Source organism: Candidatus Thermoplasmatota archaeon (genome assembly GCA_018814355.1).
Lineage (GTDB): Archaea > Thermoplasmatota > Thermoplasmata > UBA10834 > UBA10834 > COMBO-56-21.
Genome location: JAHIZT010000037.1, coordinates 17,193 through 41,038 on the forward strand (window position 1 = coordinate 17,193; position 23,846 = coordinate 41,038).

The window sequence follows — 23,846 nt, forward strand, 5'->3', positions numbered from 1 at the left end:
TCCTCGTCTCCCCCGATGCACTGAGGGATATTGCTGTCACAATATAACACGATTATGATACATGGGTGTGTGGTCGCTGGCGCTAGAGTGCATCGAGTTTCCGAGTGGAAACCCCTGAGGTGAACATGCTGAGAGACCGCCATCTAGTATCGTGTTGACTAAGTCGATGCGCACCATGCTATGGGTAGTGCTAAGACGGCTCGACTGGTCTAAAGGTAATGGCGAACGCTTAATGTACGAAAATGTACGTTTACTTGACTGATGTTCCCAGAGCGCGTCTCTTCTCTGAAAGTGTCCGGGATTCGGAAGCTGTTCGAAGCAGCACCGCCCGGTTCAATCAACCTGGGCCTTGGAGAGCCGGACATACAACCTCCAAATGAGATGATCAAGGCATTCTGCGACGCGCTCCATAAAGGATACAACAAGTATGGTCCAAGCGCGGGCATCAAAGAGCTCAGGGAGGCGATTGCAGCTTATCTGAGGCAGTATCGGCGGGACGTATCCTATGAGAACATCATCGTGACTGCGGGAGCTACCGAGGGCATGAGGATTGCGTGCGAGACCATCCTCGGCGACGGTGACGAAGCCCTGGTGCCAAACCCAGGGTTCATCATCTACGGTCCGGATGTCCGTCTCGCTGGGGCTAAGCCGGTCGAGTACTCACTCCTACAGCGGAACGGGTATCTGCCGGACATAGAAGAGATCAAGTCGCTGATCACGCCGCGCACGAAGGCGATCATCGTCAACAGCCCGTCCAACCCGCTGGGGACGGTCTTTCCGAAAGAGACAGTGAAGGCGCTTAGCGAGTTGGCAAAGGACAACAAGTTGTACATCCTCTCAGACGAGGTCTACGACAACTACGTCTACGAAGGCGAGCATCTATCGTTTGCTCGTTTCCACAACGATACAATAATCGTTCAATCATTCTCCAAGTCCTTAGCAGCAACAGGATGGAGGATCGGATATGTCGCCACCTCCAAGGAGATCGTGCAGCAGCTCTCCAAGGTCCAGTACTACACACTCGCGTGTCCCCCGACGGCCACGCAGTACGGTGTCCTCGAGGGTCTGAAGATCCTCGACAGGTTCCAGGAGACCGTGCTCCAAGAGTTCAGGATGAGGCGGGAGATCGCCATGGAGAAGTTATCGGAGATCCCGAGTTTCACGACCGCGCCCGTGAACGGCGCGTTCTATGTCTTCCCCAGGTTCTCCCAGAAGATCAGCTCGGAGAAGTTCGCGTTGAAGATACTCGATAGGGGCGTCATATGCGCCCCGGGTTCGTCTTTTGGCTCCCACGGCGAGGGACACATGCGGTTCTCCTACGCGAATTCTCGAGACAACATCGCAAAAGGACTGGAAGTCGTGAAGGATGTCGCAGCCCAGCTGTGATTCGTCCTGACCAGCAGATTCATATTGCGTGCTATATGATAAGGGACTATGCCCGATGAGGGCTCTCGGGGAGCTTCCGGAAACCACAAGCTCATGAGCCCGAAGGCCGCGATTTCTGTTGTAAACAGCGTGGTCGGAGCGATACTGAGCACGGCCGCTCTGGTGTTCATTGCGAAGAACATGGGGCCGTCGGTCCTGGGCGTACTCGGATACGCGATGGCCACCGTCGGCATCCTGAGCTTCCTCTCAGACTTCGGAGTGGGCTCGGTCCACAAAAACCACATCAGGAGCGGGGAGGACCCTGCGAAGTGCGTCGGGGCTTATGCTGCCATCAAGCTGATCCTAGTCGCGATCTTCGCCGCAGTGGCGTTTGCTCTGATCGTGCTCTGGCGGAACGGCATGCTCGGGGGAGCTATGCCAGAGAGCTACTTCTTGATCGACTCTCTGCAAGTATTCCTCGTCTACTACGTATTGCTGGGGATAAGCCAGATCGCAACTCACACCTTCGACGCGCAGGGGGCCGCGGCAAAGGCCCAGATCCCGACTCTGCTCGAGCTGGTCGTCAGGGTCTCGTTCATCATCTATGTGGCGACCTCATCCTTCGGGGACTCCCCAGAGGGCCCGGCGCTGCTCGCGGCGTCGTATGCAGCCGGCATCATAGCCGCAACTCTTCTGGTGGCCATCCTCATGAGCCAGGTCAAGATATCAAGACCTGACCGCGGAATCCTGATGAAGTACATCAATTCCCTGACTCCAGTCTTTGTCGTGTCCATGATTATCATTCTCGACCTGTATCTCGACAAGGCCCTAGTGGGTTACTTCTGGGGCGAGACCGAGGTCGGTCTCTACTTTGGAGTTCAGAGAATGGCCATCTTCGTGGGCGTGTTCTCCCTTTCGGTCGCGACGCTCATCCTTCCGTCCGTTACAACATACTTCACGAGGAAGGACATCGCTGCGAGCTGGGATGTTGTGAACCAGGCTGAGAGGTATGTATCGCTGGTCGTCGTGCCAACTGCCGCCTTCTACCTCACATTCGGCTCTGACATCCTCACTGTCTTCCTGACACCCGAGTTCGCCAACAGCGTGAGCACGATGGACGTGCTTGTGATAGGAAGCGCCATCGTCGCCCTGGCGCTCCCCCTGAGGTCTGCCATAGCTGGTGTTGGAAGGCACAGGACTTTGTTCTATGTGGGTCTCGGAGGGATACTGCTCCAGCTCGGGACGATGCTTGTTCTTGTGCCCGATCAACTGCTTGGGATCAAGATGCTGGGCCTCAAGGGTTTTGGTGCCGCCTCTGCACTCCTCGTATCGTCCATATACTACTTCTTCATCCTCAGATACATGGCGTGGAGGACTGCCAAGATTGTCCCCAACTCACGTTCGTTCAGACACGTTGTAAGCGCGATCTTCATGGTCGGCGTAATCTACTCCATCGATTGGCTCCTCATTCCAACGGTCGATTGGCTGGCACTGATCACACTGGCAATCATAGGAGCCGTGACCTACGGAATCGCTGCATACATGATCGGAGAGCTGGAGTCTTCCGATTACAGATACTTCAGGTCCCTGTTGAATCCCCAGGACACATTCCAGTACGTCGTGAACGAGCTGCTCGGTAAGCGCGGCCATTGAGTTGGCTCGATTTGGTTATAAGCCCAAAGGCGGATTACAGAGTTATCATGACAGGCGACCTTCTGATACTCCACGCTTCAGAGCTTGTCACGCTGAAGGGGCCCAGGCGAGCGCGCGCCAAGGCGGAGATGTCCGACCTCGCAATCATCAGGGACGGCGCTGTGGTCATCTCGGGCGGGGTGATCCTGGACGTTGGGAGGACGGAATCGATCCGGAAGGAACACGAAGCTACGGGCATCGAGACGGTCGACGCCTCAGGCAAGGTCGTCATGCCTGGTTTTGTTGACCCGCACACACATCTCGTCTATGCAGGTTCGAGGGAGTTCGAGATCGAGTTGAAGGCCAAGGGAAAGAGCTACCTCGATATACTTCAGGAGGGAGGGGGCATACTGAGGACTGTGAAGGACACGCGAGCCGCCTCGCCAGAGGATCTCTTCCACGAATCCTCGCGCCGGCTGGAATCCATGATCTCTCACGGGTCCACCACGGTCGAGGCAAAGTCCGGATACGGCTTGGACAAGCAGGTCGAGCTGAGGATGCTTGAGACTATCAGGAAGCTGGGGAACGATTATCCTGTGACCCTGATCCCGACCTATCTAGGCGCTCACGCGGTTCCTCCCGAGCTCAAAGAAAACCCCGATCAGTATGTCGATTTCATGGTGAGCGAGGTCATCCCTGAGGTGGCCAAGCACAGGTTGGCCGAGTTCTGCGATGTGTTCTGCGAGAAGGGAGTCTTCGACGTCGAACAATCTAGAAAGGTGCTCATGGCCGCGAAGACGTTTGGAATGAAGCTCAAGGTCCACGCAGACGAGATTCATTCATCCGGAGGGGCCGAGCTCGCAGCTGAGGTGGGGGCGCTGTCGGCAGACCATCTTGCGAAGCCGACGGATGACGGGATAATGGCGATGGCCAGGAAGGACGTGGTCGGCGTCCTGCTTCCCGGAACCCCGTACTCATCGATGTCCAGAGAGTATGCCGATGGACGTCGGCTGATAGACCTAGGGGTCCCGGTCGCCCTCGGGAGCGACCTTAACCCGAACTGCTGGAACGTTTCCATGCAGTTCACGATAAGCCTCGCATGCCACAAGATGCGTATGACCCCGGCCGAGGCGATAACCGCAGGGACTATGAATGCAGCAGCCGCCCTCGGCCTGGAGAAGAAGATCGGCTCGATCGAACGCGGGAAGCACGCTGACTTGATCGTCCTGGACGTGCCCTCACACGGGCACCTGCCCTATCAGTTCGGAACGAACCTCTGCTCCCTCGTCCTCAAGGACGGCAAGACGGTCTGGGAGAAGCAGCCCTTCTGAACCTTTGGCAGAACGATACCCTGCGCGTCAGCGCCTATGCCAGCCCGCGTCTGGCGGATTCTTGTGACCTTCTGGCGGACCGAACCTCGGCCTTCATCTGGGTTACATATATATGCGCGGATTCGCATGGTCGCGCGAGCGTTTGACGGCCTTCAACAAGGCCTGGACTACGGGCATCGTGGCGCGTGATTGTTATGGTCTCGGTTTGCATGTTGACGGAGCTCGAGAGGTACCGGGCCATCATCCCGTTCAAGAACCCTGGCGGCATGGGGACCAATGTGCCGATGGTCGCGCGAGAGCTGGAGAAGGTGGGCGTTCGCGTGCTGCTCAACCAGCCGAAGGGCGAGTACGATGTCCTGCATGTCCACAGCCCTTTGCCTGATTCGTTTCTGTGGGCTTTGCGGCGTAGGAAGGAGGGCAAGCCTCTTGTCGTCCATGGGCGGCATCTCCCAGAACTCGTTAAGGGCGGCTTCAAGGGTGGTTCGTGGATCTATCCGTTCGTTCGCTCCTACTCGGTGAAGTTCTACAACCTTGGCGACGTCGTGGTTGGGGCGACGCCATACGTCGCGAAGTCCCTGGCTAGGGACGGAGTGCGGGGTCCGTTCAGGGTCATCCCCAACGGGGTCAGCAAGGAAGTGTTCAAGAGGAACGAAACGCTCCGCATTAAGTTCAGGGAACGCTGGGGCCTCTCAGAATCCGACAAGCTGGTGCTCAGCGTCGGCCTCCGCATCCCGAGGAAAGGCGTCGACACCTTCGTGAACATGTCCTCCAAGTTCAAGGACAGGAAGGATGTGAAGTTCGTCTGGGTGGGGGCCTCCGAGGCTCTGCTCAAGGACGCACTTGACCGGACGTCACCGGGCAATGTGATGTTCCCGGGCCATGTGCCGTTCGAGGAGATAGTGGGTGTGTACTCTGCCGCGGACGTATTCGTGTTCCCGACGAGAGCAGAGAGCTATGGAAACGTCATGCTCGAGGCTGCGAGCTGCGGTTGCCCGCTGCTCATCAGGGATATACCGGTCTACGAGGAATGGGTCCGTGACGGCCAGCACTGCCTGAAGGCTAAGGACGACGAGGATTTCTCCAAGAAGCTCGGTGCCATCATCGACGATGCCGGTCTCCGCAGGAGGCTGGTCGATGGGGCTGGTCAGCTGGCCAGTGAGCACGACATCAGGAAGACGGCATTGATGCTGAAGGAGCTCTACGAGTCGCTGTCGGCGGGAGGTGGAGCTGCACGTTCGACCTGATGACGGTGGGAAGAGACATCATCGACCTGTTCTCCGACCTGGGCGATGCCGGAATGCTACTTGCCATGATAGTGATCATCTGGATCGATGGCACCGCGTTCCCCACATTGCCCGAGGTCTGGATGGTGTTCATCTTCGGCGCGCACCCCGATTCCTTCATGTGGGGGTTCAGTCTCGTCCTGGTCGCGACCGTTGCCAGCCTCGCCGGCAACTTCACGCTGTACTCGCTCGTGAAGGTGGCGAGACTTCCCGGTTGGATCCAGAAGGGCATGAGGAAGTACACGGACTTCCTGATACTGAAGGACGAGAGGCTGTTGATTCTAAACAGATTCGCCCCGCTCGTCCCTTACACGGGAGCGTTCATAGCGGTGTGCAACTGGAACGTGAAGAAGTCCGCCATCTATCTCTTCGTGAGCGCATTGGCGAAGTTCTCGGCCTACACTATCATCTTCTGGCTGAGCTACGGCAACCTCAAGGACGAGGTCGCCCCCTGGGTATCCCTCGGGATAGTGGTGACCGTGATCACGGCCAGCCTAATAGCATCGGTCATCTACAAGAGGCGAGGCAAGACAAGGGGTGAGCCAGCACGATCTCCGTAGTGGTCCCGACCTACAATGAGAAGGACAATCTCGATGACCTCGTCCGGAGGATCACCGATGCCTGCTCAGGCGCTGGCATCGACCCCGAGATCGTCATCGTTGATGACAACAGCCCAGATGGGACTGGGAACCGCGCTGAGGAATTGGCTAAGACCCACAGAATGAAGGTCATCCACAGGACTGGGAAGATGGGCCTTTCCTCCGCAGTCATAGAAGGGTTCAGGGTCTCGTCTGGTTCCATCTTCGTCGTAATGGACGCTGACCTGAGCCATCCGCCGGAGAAGATACCGGATATGGTCAAGATGATACAGTCTGGAGAGGCGGAGGTCGTGGTGGGCAGCCGGTACGTCGAAGGTGGCAGTGTCGAGAACTGGCCATTCTATCGGAAGGCCATCTCCAAAGGCGCCACGTTTATTGCCAGAGGACTCACCAAGGTAAAGGACCCGATGTCCGGCTTCTTCGCTTTGAAAAAGGAGGTCCTAGGCGGCGTGGAGCTAAACCCTGTGGGCTACAAGATCGGTCTCGAGATACTGGTCAAGGGCAAGTACTCCAAGGTCGTCGAGGTGCCGATACGCTTCGCGGACAGGAAAGCGGGGAGTAGCAAGCTCGGAGGCCAGGAGATGCTGAGGTACGTCGACCATGTCTCGATGCTCTACGAGCATCGCAGGTTCTGGCTCGGGAAGTATCTCAAGTTCGCCTTCATCGGCGGCATAGGCGCCATCATAAACCTGGCGGTATTCTGGACGGCCCATGAGATATTCTTCTTAGTCCCGTTCTGGGCCATCGCGATAGCATTCGTCGTCGCGGACACCAACAACTACATCTGGAACAGGCTCTGGACCTTCAAATCGAAGAGTCAGATCAAGTTCCAGTATCCTCAGTTCCTCATCGTGAGCTTCATCGGCCTTGCCCTCAACGAGCTGCTCTTCGATGTGATCGTATACGACCTCTTCCCGGAACTGAACATCACCACGGACAAGGCCAGCGCACTTCTGGTGGTCGTGCAGGCGCTCTGCATCTTCGTTGTCAGCATATTCAATTTCCTGGCGAATTCGGCGTGGACCTTCAGGCACGACATAAGGCGCAGCAAGAAGCTACAGTAGCTTCAGATGCTCCAGCCCTCGGTCGGGAGATTGAAGGCTTCGATAATGTCGTCCCTCACGAAGACCATCGGCGCATCCACATTCTCGAAGGCCCCGAATGCGGATTCAGACCACACACCCATGAAGTCAGATGAGACCTTGCTGTACCCGAGGCCCTCCAGGAAGATGGCAACGTGAAACAAATCGTTCTCGACGAACCGGTAACTGAACAAGAAGACTGCCGGACGGTATTCAAAGACGGCAGCGTAGATATCATCGCCGGTCAGCTCGGGGTACACACGGGTGCCCACGTTGACCATGCTCGGAGGTGTGAGTCTCTTGGCGTAAGAGGTGATGAGCGGGTCTCCACTGATGATCCAATCGTTGGGTGTGGTCCACGCTGCTATCTTCTCTCCGTAGGCCAGTTGACCCGGCTTCTCTTGTGCTGCGAGTCCGTACGATGCCAACCCCGCGGACACGAGGATCCCAACCAGCAGAACGGCCATAACGGCCTTGGATTCATATGTCCTCTTTTTCCTATCAATCATCTCAATCTTCTCTATGAACAGCCCCTTTTTAGTTTCATATCCATGCGCTATGAACATTCCGGAGAGTATGGCCAACCCGGGGCTCATCAACACCATGTGATGAAGGAATACCAGAGGCTGCAGGACGAAGTCTGCGAGTAGCACCACGGTCAGGATGAGCAGGAACCTCGCCTCCTTCGAATGCGACCATACTCTGCGGGCGTACACGAGGGGGAGCGCGTACGCGAGGTTCAATCCGAAGAAGACGGGTATCGAGAGCTTCATTGCGAGGTCGAATTCCCGGTGCCCCTGGTCGAACAGCATACCGTTCAACATGTCAGAGGGGCCTAGGGCCAGAATCAAGACGGCCAGTGGCACCGCCGCTGCCCCTAGTAGAATGACAAGGTCGATGATCGTCCTTGTGGCTTTCTTGTTCTCCTTGTCGCCCTGCCAGAACTGAAGTAGCATGAACAGGAGCATCCCCAGGAGGGCGACTCCACCGAACAGCTTCGAGGCTGTCGACAGTCCCACGAGCAGCCCGGCCAAGATGAGCGCGGCCCTGGAACCTTTCCTCAGATAATGCAGGAACAGCGGCAGCGAGATCGCGAGGAAGGAGGTTGAGATGCCATCGAGCGAGAAGAGCCTCGACTCACGGAGCAGGGCGAAATCGATCGCTAGCAGAACGCCAGTCACCAGCATCGCAACATTGCCATGCTGCTTCTTTGATGCGAGCATGCAGGCAGCGATGGCCACAAGACTCAGGGCGGCGGTCAGGGCCCGCAGGACAACGACATCGCCGTCGAACACGGAGCCGATCAGGAACACCAGGGGTGCCTGGTCGCACGGAAGCTCTGTGTAGAGCCCGTACCCTTGGCTGACCATCCTGGCCCTCTCCAGCATTATGCCTTCGTCGACACCGTTGTTCGAGAAGCTCCAGTTGATGTTGTAGAACCTAAGGAATGCTGCAGCCGCCAGAATCAGCACCACCGCAATGAGAACCTTCCTCTTGTCGGTGGTCAGGTTCTCCAGCAGCTTCATGGGTCCCGCTTCCCTAGTCGGGAACAGCGACGGGGCTTATTGATTCTGCCGGAAGGTCATAGGAATTCCTGGAACTCCTTGACCAATTCGGGGTGCTTCGTCTGGATGGCCTTGAGTATTGCGAATGTGGACATCTTCTCCACACCCACCTGGTTGAGGGTCATGATGATCTTGTTGAATGCATCGTCCGTCAGCGTCACGAGCTTCTCCTTGGCCATCCAGTTCCTGTACAGGTTGTTCTCCAGGAGGTCTCTCCAGCCCTTCTCATAGCGCTGGAGCGACTGGGCGCTGAAGTTCTTCTCCGTGGTGGCCTTGGCCAAAACCTCTCCCGCGACCTTGCCAGCCTTGCAGCTGTTAGAGATTCCTCCACCGGTGATGGGGTCTATCTGCCTGGCAGCGTCCCCTACCAGTAGCACGCCGTCCCCGACGGTCTTGTCGATGGGGGCACATATGGACACTGCCCCGCTCACTAGTTCAAGAGGTTTGCCCTTCTTCAGCCTGGGGTCCGCCAGTACGAACCTGTCCAGGTGTTTCTTGACGTCCGCCGGGTCCTTGAGCTTCGTCAGTTGCATGCCTATGCCGACATTCGCCGTGTCCTCGTTCTTTGGGAATATCCAGATGTACCCGCCTGGGGCTTTGCTGCCGAGAACGAACTCGCAGTAGTCAGGATCGTAGTTGATGTTGGTGAGCCTGTACTGGAAACAGGTCGTGATGTCCCTCGGCGCGAGGTTGGTGTTTATGCCTGCCCATCTTCCGACCTGGGACTCGTATCCGTCAGCACCGACCACGCATCCGCATTTGATGTCCTTCGTCTCACCGAAGGATTTGATCTTGACGCCGGTGACCTTGTTGCCGGACTTGAGAAGCTTGATGGCAGAGGTCTTCAGCACCAAATCGGCGCCGGCCTTCGCGGCGTCGTGGGCCAAGAGCTTGTCGAAGAAGACGCGGTCGAGCACGATCCCAACCTCGTTCCCGGCCATCTTCTCGGAAAGGTAGAACGACGTTCCGTTCGGGGCCACGATATTCGCGCCCTTGACTTCCCTGGCCACGCTCTTGGAATCCAGTTTGACCCCTACCGAGTCAAGCCAGGGGCGGGATATGCCCTCTCCGCATCTCACAGGAGAACCGATCTCCTGTCTCTTCTCTATCATGAGAACGCGGGCGCCGCCCTTGGCCGCCCACTTGGCGGTCATCGAGCCGGCTGGTCCCGCCCCGACCACAACGACATCGTAGTCTGGCATCTACTTCTCCCCCGCGATCTTGATGGCGCCCACAGGGCAGACCTTGATGCAGCGCATGCACATCGTGCAGTCGTCGTTGAACTCCAGCACGACCTCGTTCAGGTATATGGCATTCACGGGGCACGAGCCCACGCACGCACCGCAGTGCATGCATCTGGGTATGTCCACATCGAACTCGTCCAATTCCTTGTCCATGATTATCAACTCATGTGTACTCTTCGCCGTGCTTCTTTCTCCACTCGGCCAGCGGCACCGAGAACTTCTTCTCGACCTCGGTCCTGTAGACCGGGCCGGAGTTGTATGCGCAGAACGGGATGATCTTCCCATCCGGCGTTGTGTAGTGTATCATGCACCTTTTGACCCGCTCGATATCGTAGTTGTACGAGTCCATGAAGTGCATCGCGCCGACGTACATCATCTTCCAGCTGAACCTGGCTAGCTCGCTCTTGGTATCCTCGGAGATGATCCCTTTCAGGGACCTCAGGAAGTCCATCTTGCTCATGCCCTCGGGGAGCTCGTTCTCCCTGACGTACTTCTTCAGCAGGTTGTACGCCTTCACCTTGGACAGCAGCTTGACCTTCTTCCCCTCGGTCTTCTTGGCAAGCTCGTAGACCTCGGTGAACAGGTTCTCGACATCCACGAACCTCGTCACGGGTACCACGTGGTCCGCATCCTTGACGAACATGTAGGTGGCCATGCCGCAGTGGACGTGCGTGGTCAGCGTGACCTTCGGGTCACAGTACAGAGCCGCCCATAGCTCCGAGACGGAGGCAACGGTCGGGACGGGGTACCAGTCGGTCGTCTTGATCATCCCTTTCGACTGCTTCTCTATGTCCTTCGCGAGGTCGGGGATCGTGTACCTACCCTTCTCCAACTCCTCGTTGCTGATCCTGCCGGTGAACGCCACGGGTTGGAAGTTCACACCCCTGACGACGTCCATGTTCTCAAGGGCGTAGTGCAGTATCGGCCAGACCTGGTCGTCGTTCAACCCCTTCACGATGGTCGGGACGAAGACGATCGACGGATGCCTCTTGACCTTCCTGCAGTTCTCGATGACCTTCTTCTTCGTGTCGAGCAGGTCCGCGCCCCTGGCGCGCTTGTAGATCTCCGGTCTGAGGCCGTCGAACTGCAAGTAGACCGTGTTCAGGCCAGCATCGCTCGCCTTCTGGAAGAAATCCACATCCTTGGCGAACAGGATGCCGTTCGTGGCCACCTGGACTTGTGCGAACCCCAGGTCATGGGCCGCCTTGATGATGTCGATGAACCTCGGATGGATGGTCGGCTCGCCCCCGGAGAACTGCACGGCAGGCGTTGGGACAGGCCTCTGGGCCCTGAGGACCTTCAGCATGCCGACGACCGTGTCGTAGTCCGGTTCGAACACATATCCTGCCTGGTTCGCGTTCGCAAAGCAGATCGGGCACTTCAGGTTGCATCTGTTGGTGAGGTCGACATTCGCGAGTCCAGTGTGAGAGAGATGGAGGTTGCACAGGCCGCAGTCGAAGGGGCATTGCCTCGCATTCGGTATCAGGGGCTCGCGGACACCTACACCATCCTTGGCCCACTTCTCGGCCCTCAGATACATGTCCACATCGGACCATACTATGTCCCTGAAGTTGCCGTGTTTGGGGCAGTTCTTCTCCATAACCACCTTGCCCTTGTCCTCTCGTATGGTGGCGGGTATGATCATCAAACATTCCGGACACAGGCTCTCCGTCTTCTTCGGAAGCCCCAGCGGAATAGCGGATTCCCTGGTCAGCATTCTATCGCGTCCTTGGTATACGAATCCGTGCGAATCATTTAAACCTTGTGTAGCTCATACAGCTACATATGGACATGAAGAAGGCCGTAGAGATGCTCGGGGGCGACTATGAGAGGCTGGCGCAGGACTATGCTCAGGTATCCAGTGTGTTGGTTGGGATGGGGCTCTCCGACTACGAGTCGCGCGCCTACATCGCGCTCGTCGCCTTGGGACCAGCATCTGCTAATCCTGTAGCTGACATCGCGAACATACCGAGGACATCTGCATACAAGGCGTTGAGAGCTCTGGAGAAGAAGGGGTTCGCGATTGAGAAACCCGGACGGCCAAGGTCCTTCGCCCCAGAGGACCCTTCCGTGCTCTCGAAGCAACTCGTCTCGCGGGTGGAAGAGGCCTTCGCCAAGTTGTCCAAGCTCAAAGACCTGCTCTCGCAGAAGGGAGTCCCACAGCTCATCTACACCATCATGGGGAAGGAACGCGTCGTGGACAAGATCGGCGAGATGCTCGACAGGTCAGAACACACATTCGTGATGTCCTCTCCGACCCTTTCGGAGATAAGGAGAAGGCTGGGCAAGCGCTTCTCGAATGCGGCTGCCAGGGGAGTGTCGGTCTCGATCATGACGAGCCCGTTCGTGAAGGCGCCAAAGGGCGTTGCCGTGGTAAGAAGAAAGGCGCTGATAGCAACCGATGTGATCAGCGACGGAAAGACGGCGCTAATTGCCGCGCCCGACCTCTCGGCCTGCGGATACACGGACAACGAGGCACTGTCCAAGCATCTCGAGGATTTCCTGAACATAATGTCCGAGAGGCGTGACTAGGCTCTAGATTATCAGCACGAAAATGAGGACGTTGGTCACAATCATCGTGACGATCGTCGCCGGTATGGCTACCTTGCAGTACTGCGCCCAGGTGAACTTGATGCCGTGCTTCTCGGCGACGGCCAGCCCGACCACGTTCGCTGAGGCCCCGATGGGCGTGGCGTTTCCTCCCACATCGCACCCCAACGCCAGCGTATACGCAAGCGAATTGAGCGGTATGCCTGTGTCCGCGGAGATTGTCTGTATCACTGGGATCATGGCCGCAGAGAGCGCGACGTTGTCCAGCAGGGCCGAGAGCAGGGCCGAAATCCATAGGACGACTAGGATCACGAGAACGACGCTGTCCCCGGTGAAACCCACGAGAGAGTGCGCGAAGCTAGAGAGCACACCGCTGCTATCTAGTCCCCCCACCATCACGAACAACCCGCCAAGGAAGACGATTGTGTGCCAATCGATCTTGTCTATCAGGTGGTCCATCTTCCTCCCGCCGAGGAACAGGACCAGCGTTGCCCCGAGAATCGCTGCGTAGGCCACGAACATGTCGATCGCGCTGTGCAGGGTCAGGAGAGTTACCGTGAAGATGAAGACTATGAGCGCAATCCTCATCAGCCTGAGGTCCTCGATTGCACTGAAGGGGTCCAAGTCCTTGTGCTCCTCCATTATGTCCTTGACGTCGTGGTGCTTTCTGTTGAGAAGCTTCTCGTAGATTAGCCCAAAGACAAGGATGTTGACTGCGAAGGCAATCATCGCGATCGGGCCCGTGTTACTGGCGAAGTCGGAGAAGGTGAGGTTGAGCGCGGTCCCGATTATCACGTTGGGAGGGTCGCCAACCATGGTCGCGCTGCCTCCTATGTTCGCCGAGCAGATCTCGGCGATGAGGAACGGTATCGGCGGCACCCGGAGGATGGTGCAGACCTCGATAGTGAGCGATGCCATGAACACCATCACGGTTATGCTGTCCATGAATGCTGCCAGGAACGCCGACAGCCCGCAGAATATGATGAAGACCTTCAGGGTCTGGAACTTGGTCGCCTGGAGCGCCAAGAGCCCAATCCATCTGAAGAAACCGCTTTCTTTTAGGGCAGCCACGAGCACGAACATGCCGAAGATGAGCCCGAGTGCCTCCCAATGGATGTATTGGATGACCTCTTTCTCGCTCAGGATTCCCAGGCCGACCATCGTGAGCGCCCCGAACAGGACCGCGACGGTCCTGTCGACAAGGTCGAAGACCATTGCGACATACACCGCCGCGAATATGAGTATGGCTAACGAGCCCTGCTCCACGAGTGCATCCCGAAGGGTCTAATGCCAATGCGGTCTAAGAACATTTCTACGTGCTCTGCTCGGCGCCGGCGGTTCTTTGAAGAATCTCGTTCGGCCAGATGTACGCTGCATGTAGCTGATACCATTTACCCTCTGGAGGCCGGTCGCGAAGCTGGTATGGCTATGAGTATCAGGACCGTCGGGCTGGGAAGCAGTCTTTCGAAGCTCAGAAGCATGAATAGGGACAGGGCGGGACAGGTCTCATTCGCTGTCATCGCGGTCGTTCTGCTGACCGCCTCTGCGATAACCGGAACATACATGGCAAAGAGCCAGCTGGATCGGGCCCAGGATGAGAGGCGACAGAAGCTTCTGGACGCCATGGAGGACGCCGCTGGGGATGTCATCCAGGAGCTGAGCTTGTGCGGTGCATCAAAGGCCCACGAGACAGTCTCCTCATGGACCAGGTTTCCGGTGAACGAGTCCGATATCTCGGACGCTTACTCGGACAAGGTGTCGATGTACATAGGCACGAGCTATCCGCGATCCGAGGGGAAGTTCGCGGTCGAGGTCTCCAACTGGACGGGGGGACTATTCTTCATCGAGCGAAAGACGCTGGACCTCGTCCCTCAGGAGGCCAACGGCACAGAGGAATTGGAAATCGACGGTATCAAGATGGACTACGAGAAGCTTCCATCGCCGTCCGCAGAAGTGATGGGCGAGACGACCGCGAACCCGTACTACGTGGCTCTTGGCAACTTCTCAATCAGGGTGTCGGTCAAGAACGTCGCGCTCGTCAAGCAATCGTCGTTCCAGAGACCGATTGTGTCCGCCCTCCCATTTCTGGAGTCCAAGCTTAGGGCGTTCGAGGGGGCATCCGATGGCGAGCTTTCCGACCTGGGTCGACTGCTCGGGTACATGCTGAGCACTCTCTGCGAACTGAGGGTGCTCGAGGGCTATGGCCAGCCGATGTACTCTGGCAGGGAGACCTCTCAAGTGCTCACGGAGGACGATGTGTACCGCGCGGTCGCCGTCGGGCTGCTCCTCGAGCAAGCTAGGGTCTTCAGGACTGTGGACCATGGATTCGCGGCCCAGGTCGCGGATGCCTGCGGAGGCGGGTATCCCGGCATCGACGCCTTCCTAAGTCCCAAGGAGCGAACGCTCGACGCAGCCGAACTCTTCCTGTGGTTCTTGGGAATCACCAAGCCTCAGATCGATTCTCGGATGATCATCGCCCAAGCGGTCTTCGGCTTGTCCGATGCGCTCGCGCTAAGGATCATGGACTACATGGGCTGGCTAGGTCAGCTGGACTTGGCTAAGGGCCTGTTGGACTCCATGCACAGCACGATCGATTCGTTCGTCTCGTTCCTAACGGGCGTCGACAAATCCTGGATCGCCGTCGTGTCATGGATAGGCAAGACGCTGAAGATGACTGGGGCCGACCCAAGGGCGTACTCGGAGTTGTTCTCCTCGCCCGAGGACTTCTCAGTACTCGTGCCGGAGAGGCAGTACTTCGTGGAGGACGCCTCTGGGAACCTGTATCCTGTCTGGGTCGGGAACATGTCGTGCCCTGTGAACGTCCCGCAGTACGACCTCCTTTCTTCAGCCAAATGGAAGGACTTCTATGCTTCCTACAAGGAATGCCAGGCGAGTTTCAGAACGCAGCTGGCGGACGGCATCACAAGACTGGCGTTCGACATCGCCGACCTCGCTCAGCTCGACATGAATGAGACCGTCGTCGACCCCACTGACGGCCGGGACATTTTCGAGTCGCTGGTTCACGGTTCGGGGGAGGTCGACCTTAGATTGGAGCGGACATCACTTGCCCAAAGAGGGAAGAATCTTCCTATGTTCTCGTCGAACTATCAGCTGGCCACGAGGTTCGGCCAGTTCGTGAATGCGAACGGCCTTTCGCTCGTGAACCGGACAGGCCTGCTCCAGGCGACCTATTCCGACCTGGCAACCTCCGTGGCCGCCTCCGCAAGGTACGCCTACATACCCGACCTTGTCGTTCCAGTCGAGCAGCAGATCGAGGACATTGTGAGGCACGACGTCGAGCTGGACGCGGGCTGGGGCGTGGGCGCGGCGACCGCCTCATTTCTGGATGGCATCTCTGCAAGGGACCTCGAACGGCTTGTGGCCCTTGTCAACATGTCCATCGTGAAGGCTGATGACGGCTTCATGGGTCCGTTGGTGGATTCGGTCGCAAACATGATAGCCTGGGGCACGGACACGCTCCCCGGCCTGGAGCAGCTGGTGGAGATGCAGCTCTCTGCATTTGCGCGGCAGGTTCTGGAACAGAAGGAGTTCTCCGCCCACAAACGGCATGTCCAGGTAGGGTTGGGCGGAACCTTCGAGTTCTGGGAGGGCGACAAGACCTCCGCCGCAGGAAATGCCCGGGTCATGAACGAGTCGTTGAACGTGTCCGTCCAGTCCGGGCTGCCGCCCATGCAAACGGTGCCTTTCGACGCATCCGCAGGATACGATTCTCTGGAAAACCTGTTCCCAACGGACAACATGCTGGTCCAGGTCAAGGGACCTTGGGACTTCGATTCAAGCATCGCCTCATATCCCAACCTCCATTTGACATCGGCCGACAATGAGACTCTGAAACCGTACTCGACCCAGTGGACTGTCTCCGTCCTAGGAGTCCTGAGCCTGGCGCTTTCGACGCACAACTCCGCTATGCAGTCGATCCTATCCGATGGAGGAACGGAATCGAGGAGGAGCATACGGATAGAAGTATGCGTCCCAGTTGTTGTGCATTCCGCATGGCCTCTCCAGGGTGTGGTCTACAATCCCACCAACACCGCGCTCGCTGACGGGCTGGCTGCAGCGAGGGTGTGCTACGATATCCTCTGGGACAAGCTCGGGCCGGTGCTTGGGTGGGTCAAGGACGGCATGGAGATGATCTACAAGTTCGTCTCCGATGCGTTCGATGTCCTTGCGCGTTTCGCAAATCGCATGATAAAGTACATCACAGAGGCCATGCAGACATTGATCGAGAACCTCCAGGAGTACATACAGAAAGTGGCGGACTCCGCGCTCGGAAAAGCCATCAGATGGTTCATCGACATCACTGGACGGGTCGAGTTCAGGTTCTCCATGTACGGCTTCCTGATAATCGTTCAAACGAACCTTCCGGACCTGATCTACCGGAACGGGAACGACATGCTGAGGATAATCGTCTGCACTGATAGGTTCGGTCCAGGCATCGCTTTCGGCGTGCGAATCGCGAGGCTCACGGACGGCAGCTATGACATACTCGCGAACGCCACACTGGTGCTGAAGAACGGTGTGGTCAACGTGCTCATCGACCCGCTCATGCACATAATGAGGCGCCTGGTGGAGGTGCATTGCACCGCCAAGACATGGGGCATGGACATCGTCATGCCGGAGGTCGAGCCGTACGATCTCGCAAGCGTGAGCACGTCCCAGATCCCTGGTGTAGGGACTTTCCTCTCCAACATACCTATTCCAATCCTTGGGCTCTCGGCATCCATCGAAGCTGGTATGGAACTCAAGTACTCGCCGCCATTCCCGACCGATGTCGTCGTCAACGAGTTCGAGTCGAACCCGCACGGGGACGATTCAGGAAAGGAATGGGTGGAGCTCTACAACCCTCTAGGGGTGCCCAAATGCGTCGACGGCTGGATGGTCTCCACGGTCCACGGCAGGAACAGCGCCATGAGGATATCGGGCACGATAGCTCCAAACGGGCTCCTGACCTTCGCGTTCCCCGAGACATCGGTGGACAACGGCGAACCTGGGGATCCGTTCAACAACGGTGACTCGATAGTCCTCACGGACCCAGCCGGGGTGCCCGTCGATTCAACGCCAATGCTGAGAGACGGGGGCAATGACGAGAAGACGAACCAGCGCAGTTGGGACGGCGGCCCCAAGTGGGTTTTCAGGCAAGGGAGCAAGGGCGGCTCCAACGGAGTGCCCGTCCTTCTGGCCAGCGAGGACTTCATCGTCAAGGCGTTGTTCGAGGCGTTCAAGGAGGCCTTTATACAGACACAGCTGCAGGAGGTCTCCGCCTCCCTGGACTTCGTCTTGCTGTTCGCGAAGCGCGTGCTGAACAACTTCATAGAGAACCTGCTCTCCCTGGTCAAGGAGATCATCCACGCGGTGATCTTCTATGTCAAAGTAGTACTGAGCGACGCCTCGGGGACGGCAGGGGTCGGGATGAGGCAGTCCTTTGTCGTCACGGGCGAGGCCATCGTCGATCTGCTCCGATGGCTCGTACATACGCTCGCCACCTTCATAGTGAACCTTGGCAGGCCGAGCAACCCGATCGTCTATCCGACCTTCCCGAAGAGCATCTTCTCTGAGCTGTACCTCTCCTTCGAGGTGCTGTTCACGGTGGGCATGCCAAAGATGGTCCGCGTCCTGGGCGCGGTTGGGGACTTGGGCCACGACTTCACGATGGCGGTGTCGATCTCCCCCAACATCCCAGCGCTGGGCAAGGTGATGGGAAGGAACTGGGGCAACTGGAGCGTCGAGTTCGGAGCTTACCTAGAAGGAGTGCCCGCAGGGTTCGCAATGGGGTTCCTCGTTGTCGAGGCTGGGAAGTACATCGATTTTTGGCTTTTCAAGGGGAGAGTGTATGGTCTCTGATGTCCCACAAAAAAAATAAATGTCCAAGATGTATCCGCTGACTGGTCATCCATGGACATATCACTGGCATCGATATTGGACAACATGCTCTCGGATGTCTGGTTCCAGCTCACGTTCCTCCTAGTGGTATCGCTGTTCGCGAGCTTGATCTTCGCACGGTTCGGCCAGCCCAAGGTTATCGGATACATCGTTGTGGGCGTGGTCATCGGACCGAGCGTTCTGGGCATAATAACGCCCGCTGCGGGCGAGGTCTCGGGCCTCCCCGAGGTCATTCAGATGCTCGCGCTGCTCGGGTCGATCATCCTGCTGTTCATGATAGGGCTCGAGTGCGACCTGAAGGAGGTGTACACGAAGCGCTCGATAGCGATCGCCGTCGGTGGTGTCCTCCTTCCGTGGTTGGGCGGATTCCTCGTCGCGGGCCTGTTCGGATACGACACGATTGATGCGGTCTTCATCGGCACGGCGCTCGTGGCCACAAGCGTGGCCGTCACCGCGGGCGTGACTTCTGAACTTGGCATGATCGGCACCCCCGTGGCCTACGCCATCATCGGGGCGGCAGTGGTGGACGATGTTCTCGGCATGGTCGCCCTCTCGATCTCGAAGAACTTCCCCGAGGGTGCGATCGACCCGTTGAGCATACTGCTGTTGGTCGGAGGCGCGGTCCTGTTCATCGTGCTGGGCTCCTGGATAGGCTCCAGGTTCCTCACGAAACTCGTGTTCAACGTCCAGGTCTCAGGATATCGCCGAAAGCTCCCCATGAGCGGGTTCGTCCTCGCCCTTTCGATCGCGTTCCTCTATTCCTTCATCGCTGAGACCATCCAGATATCTGCAGTCGTTGGGGCGTTCGTGGCCGGGACGGCCTTCTCTGGATCCGTTCTCAGGGACGGGTTCAGGAAGGGAACGCAGTACCTCGAGGCGCTTTTCGTGCCCATATTCTTCGTCTCGCTCGGGGTCGTAGTGGATATCAGCGGCATGCTGGATGCCATATTGTTCGGTGTGGTCCTCACAGTCGTCGCCGTGCTCACCAAGATCGTTGGATGCGGCCTTCCGGCCAGGTTGACGGGCATGAAGTTCTGGGACTCGATGGCGGTCGGCGTGGGAATGACTCCCAGGCTCGAGATCGCATTCATCATTGCGTACGTGGGGCTGTCAAGCGGGATGATCGGACCCGACGTCTATTCCGTAGTTGTCTTCATGGGACTCGTGACCGCCCTCTTCGCCCCGTTCCTGCTCAGGAAATCTCTTGAGCGGGGAGGGCACGTAATGCTTCCATCGTGACGTTGGCAATTGAACCGATGGGAGTCAAGTCAGTTCTCTGCGGTCGCATAGCTCTCGCCGTAGGGTCTGCCCTTGGCAAGGTTCTGCCCGTTCTCCGGCTCGGGTCCATCCATGCCTAGCGCGAGTAGAAAAGCTCGGCCGAACGCGACCGCTGAGTCTCTATTCCCGATGCTCGTCTCGTACAGGAACGCCCTGCCCACGAGCACTGCGAAATCCTTGTTCTTCATCATACTGACCATTTCGACATGATGACTATCCTCTTGCAGAGGTTATATAGAGGTCAGTGGTGGCAATCACGGCTGATTCTCAGTAGTGAAAAACGACATTGGTCATGGTCTACGTCACCCGATGGTCTGTTGTCCTTTCATGTACGGCTTGAGGACTTCTGGTATCGTCACCGTGCCGTCCTTGTTCTGGTAGTTGTCGAGGACGGCTATCATAGTCCTAGGGAGCGCGATCCCCGAACCGTTCAGCGTGTGCACGAACTCGCTCTTGAGATGCGGCTCCCTCCTGAACTTGATCATCGCCCTCCGTGCCTGGAACTCCTTGAAATCGCTGCACGAAGAGACTTCCAGCCATTGGTCCATGGCAGGGGCGTACGCCTCGATGTCGTATGTCTTCGAAGAGTGGAACCCTGTGTCTGCCGTGCACAGGAGCCTGACCCTGTAGGGCAGCTTCAGCCCTTGTACGACGGCCTCAGCATCTGCGAGAAGTGTCTCCAGTTCCTGCTGCGAGGTCTCAGGGAGGACGAACTTGACGAGCTCGACCTTGTTGAACTGATGGACACGAGCGATACCCTTCGTCTCGATATGCTTCCCCGCCTCCCGTCTGAACGAAGGCAGATAGGCCGTGTGGTAGATCGGCAGTTGCTCCCTCTTGAGTATCTCGTCCGCGTAGAGGTTCGTGACCGGGACCTCCGCAGTCGGGTTGAGGTACATGTCGTCTCTCTCGATCCAGTACATGTCGTCGTGCATCTTCGGCAGCTGTCCCGTGCCGACGCACGCCTTCCTGTTGATCACGATTGGCGGGAAGAGTTCCTCGTATCCTTGGTCGTGGTGAAGATCGAGCATGAACTGTATCAGCGCCCTCTCCAGCCTCGCACCGTCTCCCTTCAGTAAGTAGAATCCAGTGCCGGCGACCTTGGCCCCTCTCTCGAAGTCCAGGATGTCCAGCTTCTCCCCTATCTCCCAGTGGGAGAGCGGTTTGAAATCGAACTTCCTGAGGTTCCCCCATGTCTTGACTATCTTACTGTCGTTAGCGCTCGTGCCGACCGGGACGCTCGGGTCTGGTATGTTCGGCATGTTGAGGAGCGTGTCGTCCCTGTCGGCCTCCAAACCCTTTACAGAACTCTCGATGATTCGAATCCTGTCCGCTATGGCCCTCATCTCGGTTATCACAGTCTGCTTCTGCTCTGTGCTCAGCTTAGGGACCTGCTCGGAGACCTCGTTGCGCTTCTTCCTGAGGGCGTTCCCCTCCTCTGTGAGGGCTCTCCACTTCGTGTCAAGCTCCAAGAACTTCTCGAGAACGGAGAGGTCGTAGTTCCTGTTCTTCAGTGATTGTCGGACCAACTCCTCGTTGTCCCGGATGAACTTGGCGTCGAGCAATCCCTACCACTCTCTTCGTTTTGACAATAATCTAGTCGATATTTAAAGTGTGGTCACGGCATGGCCAGGGGATCATTCCTTGGCGAGCACGACCGTCCGGCCTCTCACTTCCACCATCGTGGAGGATGTGGCCTCTGCTAGCTCCTGACCCGAAGCCTTCCTGTCGCCTTCCACGGCCGGCAGCAGCCTCACTTTCACGAGCTTGTTCTTCTTGAGCTGCATGGACAGTTCCTCCAGAACCGTGTCGGTGACGCCTTCCTTTCCGATATGGACCGTGCAGGGCAAGGACTGCGCCTTGCCTCGGAGCTCGATTATCGTCTTCTTGTCCGTCGCCATCATCTCCTGCCCTGGCTCAACGGGTACCTGAGGACATTGCCACAGCCGAGACACGTCATGGCTATCCTCCCAGACCGGGTCCTGACTCGGACGTTCTTTGGCGGCAGGAAGAATACGTGGCAGGCCGGACAATAAGTGCGCTTGTGACCCGTGCGGACCTTGTGCCTTTCTCCCATCCTCAGGGCAAGTGATACATATCTCTTGGCCCTCTCATCGTGTCCCGAGGCCGTTTCCTGCTGCGCGAGCTCGAACAACCGATCGATTCGCTCGCGGGCGATGTCCTTTGCATCTCGCTTGGCAACGTGTCTTCGTCCCATTCTTTGTCCTAATCATGCTGAGCGTAGATAATGATTGGCGGGAGGTTGGTGCATGGCCAGCTCGGAAACCAACGCCTAGCGCTCCTCAGTGAGGTTTAAATACAGCCACAATTATCTCCGCAAACCTGAGATAGGTACCTCTGGTGTTCATATGTCCCGCAAACCTGGAAGCATGTACAGGGAGATCAAGGGGCAGGCCTACTCCCGAAGGGAGTACATGGGTGGAGTCCCTGCAAGTCGGATTACCCAATTCGAGCACGGCCAGAAGGGGGACTACGCAGTACGCATGACGCTCCGAGTCGTTGAGCAGTGCCAGATCCGGCACATTGCTCTAGAGTCCGCACGCATATCGGCCAATAGATATCTAGCCAAGAAGATCCCTCAGAATTCGTATCACCTCAAGATCCGCGTCTATCCGCACAATGTTCTAAGGGAGAATAAGATCGCCACGGGCGCTGGTGCAGACCGCATATCGAGTGGAATGAGACATGCATTCGGCAAGGCCATCGGAACTGCCGCCAGGGTGAGCCACGACCAAGAGGTCATCTCCATCGAGACTACGCAGGCTTATTTCGCTGATGCCAAGATGGCATTGAAGAGGGCATCTATCAAGTTGCCGTCCCCGTGCTACATCGAGATCGAGCGCGGCCGACCGACCGCCGCTTGAGACGACTTTGGACCCCTAGGTGCCGCACAACGTTCTTTATCATTGTTCTCTTTACTCTTATAGCCCCGCTGAACGGTGTCACACCTAGGATGCCGGGGAGCGCAAGGTTGGCCTTTGGAGAATGTACGACATAGATCTCACCAGCGCGATATCCGAAATCAAGCGGCTGAAGGCGAGGATAGTGGCTCTTCAGGTGCCTGAAGGACTCAAGAAGCGCGCCTATCAGCTTGCTGAGGACCTCGAGAACAAGTCCGGGGCTGAAGTCCTGGTTGTCGCAGAACCGTGCTTCGGGGCTTGTGATGTCCCGAGCTCGCTGTTCGACATGGTGGATGCTATTGTCAATGTCGGCCATTCACCCATCCCCTGTTTGAAGTTCTCCAAACCTCTCATATTCGTCCCCGCGCGTTCCAAAGTGCCGCTTGGCGATCAGTTGAAGAAGTCTGTCGGGATGCTCCAGGAACCTGTCGGAGTGCTCGCTACATCGCAGCATTTGACAGAGCTCGATGATGTCATCGATGGTCTTGAGAGCATGGGCATCAAGACCAGGATAGGCGAGGGGGACAGCAGGATATCCCATGCCGGCGAGGTCCTTGGATGCAACTACACATCCGCGATTTCTGTCGCGAAGAACGTGGGGAGCTATCTTCTCATAGGCAGCGGAACTTTCCACGCACTGGGCGTGCACCTTGCCACGGGCAAGAAGGTCGTAGTGCTCGACCCCAACTTGGAGGAACCTAGGGAGATAGATCAGGCCATGGACAAAATACTCAGGCAGAGACATGCCGTGATAGAGAAGGCCGAGAAGGCCCGGACCTTCGGGATAATCGTGGGAGAGAAGATTGGGCAGAGGAGGATGAGGCGGGCAAAGGAGCTGCGGAAACTGCTTAGATGGAAGAAGAAGGATGCCGCTCTTATCCTCATGGACAAGTTCGACCCGGAGAAGCTGAAGTCGCTCGGGTTCGACGCGTACGTCTCGACCGCATGCCCGAGAATCGCGATAGATGACATGGCTATTTATGACAGGCCCCTACTGACCCCCCAGGAGCTGGAGATAGTGCTTGGTGTTAGGAAGTGGGAGAATTACTCATTTGACCAGATGACCGAGGATGAGCTCTGAGGGTGGCGGTTCGG

Annotated in this window: 20 protein-coding genes; 11 read left to right on the forward strand and 9 right to left on the reverse strand. The window is 57.4% G+C overall.

Features of this window, described 5'->3' with window-relative positions:
• Window positions 1–261: 261 nt before the first annotated feature.
• The 6 genes from KJ653_02005 (at window position 262) to KJ653_02030 (ending at window position 7,274) form a co-directional block, all read left to right on the forward strand.
• Window positions 262–1,386, forward strand: coding sequence for a pyridoxal phosphate-dependent aminotransferase (locus KJ653_02005; protein ID MBU0684610.1), 1,125 nt, complete (start codon window positions 262–264; stop codon window positions 1,384–1,386).
• Window positions 1,387–1,434: 48 nt separating this feature from the next.
• Window positions 1,435–3,018, forward strand: coding sequence for a polysaccharide biosynthesis C-terminal domain-containing protein (locus tag KJ653_02010; protein MBU0684611.1), 1,584 nt, complete (start codon window positions 1,435–1,437; stop codon window positions 3,016–3,018).
• 47 nt (window positions 3,019–3,065) lie between these two features.
• Complete coding sequence (hutI, locus tag KJ653_02015) at window positions 3,066–4,328, forward strand: imidazolonepropionase (protein ID MBU0684612.1); 1,263 nt, start codon at window positions 3,066–3,068, stop codon at window positions 4,326–4,328.
• Between the two features lie 194 nt (window positions 4,329–4,522).
• Entirely contained in the window at window positions 4,523–5,572 is a 1,050-nt protein-coding gene (locus KJ653_02020; GenBank protein MBU0684613.1) for a glycosyltransferase family 4 protein, read from the forward strand.
• On the forward strand, window positions 5,572–6,171 hold the full coding sequence (locus tag KJ653_02025; GenBank protein MBU0684614.1) for a hypothetical protein: 600 nt from the start codon (window positions 5,572–5,574) through the stop codon (window positions 6,169–6,171). Before KJ653_02020 ends, KJ653_02025 begins: the two co-directional genes overlap by 1 nt.
• A complete protein-coding gene (locus tag KJ653_02030; GenBank protein ID MBU0684615.1) occupies window positions 6,171–7,274 on the forward strand; it encodes a glycosyltransferase family 2 protein in 1,104 nt (367 codons plus the stop codon). Before KJ653_02025 ends, KJ653_02030 begins: the two co-directional genes overlap by 1 nt.
• Window positions 7,275–7,276: 2 nt before the next feature.
• Here the strand turns inward: KJ653_02030 and KJ653_02035 are convergent, their stop codons facing one another.
• From KJ653_02035 to KJ653_02050, 4 genes are read right to left on the reverse strand one after another with little or no spacing between them, the layout of a single operon-like run.
• Complete coding sequence (locus KJ653_02035) at window positions 7,277–8,818, reverse strand: glycosyltransferase family 39 protein (protein MBU0684616.1); 1,542 nt, start codon at window positions 8,816–8,818, stop codon at window positions 7,277–7,279.
• A 56-nt stretch (window positions 8,819–8,874) separates the two neighbouring features.
• Window positions 8,875–10,059, reverse strand: coding sequence for an NAD(P)/FAD-dependent oxidoreductase (locus KJ653_02040; protein ID MBU0684617.1), 1,185 nt, complete (start codon window positions 10,057–10,059; stop codon window positions 8,875–8,877).
• Window positions 10,060–10,254, reverse strand: coding sequence for a 4Fe-4S binding protein (locus KJ653_02045; protein MBU0684618.1), 195 nt, complete (start codon window positions 10,252–10,254; stop codon window positions 10,060–10,062). It lies immediately after the preceding gene.
• A gap of 10 nt (window positions 10,255–10,264) precedes the next feature.
• Window positions 10,265–11,818, reverse strand: a complete 1,554-nt coding sequence (locus KJ653_02050; GenBank protein ID MBU0684619.1) for a radical SAM protein — start codon at window positions 11,816–11,818, stop codon at window positions 10,265–10,267.
• 68 nt (window positions 11,819–11,886) lie between these two features.
• Here KJ653_02050 and KJ653_02055 point away from each other — a divergent pair, with 68 nt between their 5' ends.
• Window positions 11,887–12,633 carry a TrmB family transcriptional regulator gene (locus KJ653_02055; protein MBU0684620.1) on the forward strand — a complete coding sequence of 249 codons (747 nt, stop codon included), beginning with the start codon at window positions 11,887–11,889 and terminating at the stop codon, window positions 12,631–12,633.
• A 3-nt stretch (window positions 12,634–12,636) separates the two neighbouring features.
• Here KJ653_02055 and KJ653_02060 read toward each other — a convergent pair whose 3' ends face one another.
• Complete coding sequence (locus tag KJ653_02060; GenBank protein ID MBU0684621.1) at window positions 12,637–13,917, reverse strand: ArsB/NhaD family transporter; 1,281 nt, start codon at window positions 13,915–13,917, stop codon at window positions 12,637–12,639.
• A 156-nt stretch (window positions 13,918–14,073) separates the two neighbouring features.
• On the opposite strand from KJ653_02060, the gene KJ653_02065 reads away from it, so the two are divergent.
• On the forward strand, window positions 14,074–18,513 hold the full coding sequence (locus KJ653_02065) for a lamin tail domain-containing protein (protein MBU0684622.1): 4,440 nt from the start codon (window positions 14,074–14,076) through the stop codon (window positions 18,511–18,513).
• A gap of 51 nt (window positions 18,514–18,564) precedes the next feature.
• Window positions 18,565–19,791 carry a cation:proton antiporter gene (locus tag KJ653_02070; protein MBU0684623.1) on the forward strand — a complete coding sequence of 409 codons (1,227 nt, stop codon included), beginning with the start codon at window positions 18,565–18,567 and terminating at the stop codon, window positions 19,789–19,791.
• A gap of 29 nt (window positions 19,792–19,820) precedes the next feature.
• On the opposite strand, the gene KJ653_02075 is transcribed toward KJ653_02070, so the two are convergent.
• The 4 genes from KJ653_02075 to KJ653_02090 form a co-directional block, all read right to left on the reverse strand.
• Complete coding sequence (locus KJ653_02075) at window positions 19,821–20,030, reverse strand: hypothetical protein (GenBank protein ID MBU0684624.1); 210 nt, start codon at window positions 20,028–20,030, stop codon at window positions 19,821–19,823.
• A 102-nt stretch (window positions 20,031–20,132) separates the two neighbouring features.
• Complete coding sequence (gene serS, locus KJ653_02080) at window positions 20,133–21,395, reverse strand: serine--tRNA ligase (protein MBU0684625.1); 1,263 nt, start codon at window positions 21,393–21,395, stop codon at window positions 20,133–20,135.
• A gap of 72 nt (window positions 21,396–21,467) precedes the next feature.
• Window positions 21,468–21,731, reverse strand: a complete 264-nt coding sequence (locus KJ653_02085) for a YhbY family RNA-binding protein (GenBank protein ID MBU0684626.1) — start codon at window positions 21,729–21,731, stop codon at window positions 21,468–21,470.
• Window positions 21,731–22,048, reverse strand: coding sequence for a hypothetical protein (locus KJ653_02090; GenBank protein MBU0684627.1), 318 nt, complete (start codon window positions 22,046–22,048; stop codon window positions 21,731–21,733). The genes KJ653_02085 and KJ653_02090 overlap by 1 nt, the downstream gene beginning before the upstream one ends.
• 151 nt (window positions 22,049–22,199) lie before the next feature.
• Here KJ653_02090 and KJ653_02095 point away from each other — a divergent pair, with 151 nt between their 5' ends.
• Both KJ653_02095 and dph2 read left to right on the forward strand, forming a co-directional pair.
• Complete coding sequence (locus KJ653_02095; GenBank protein MBU0684628.1) at window positions 22,200–22,715, forward strand: 50S ribosomal protein L16; 516 nt, start codon at window positions 22,200–22,202, stop codon at window positions 22,713–22,715.
• 121 nt (window positions 22,716–22,836) lie between these two features.
• The gene (gene dph2, locus KJ653_02100) at window positions 22,837–23,832 is read left to right on the forward strand and encodes a diphthamide biosynthesis enzyme Dph2 (GenBank protein MBU0684629.1); all 996 of its coding nucleotides are present in this window, start codon (window positions 22,837–22,839) and stop codon (window positions 23,830–23,832) included.
• The last annotated feature ends 14 nt before the right edge of the window (window positions 23,833–23,846 follow it).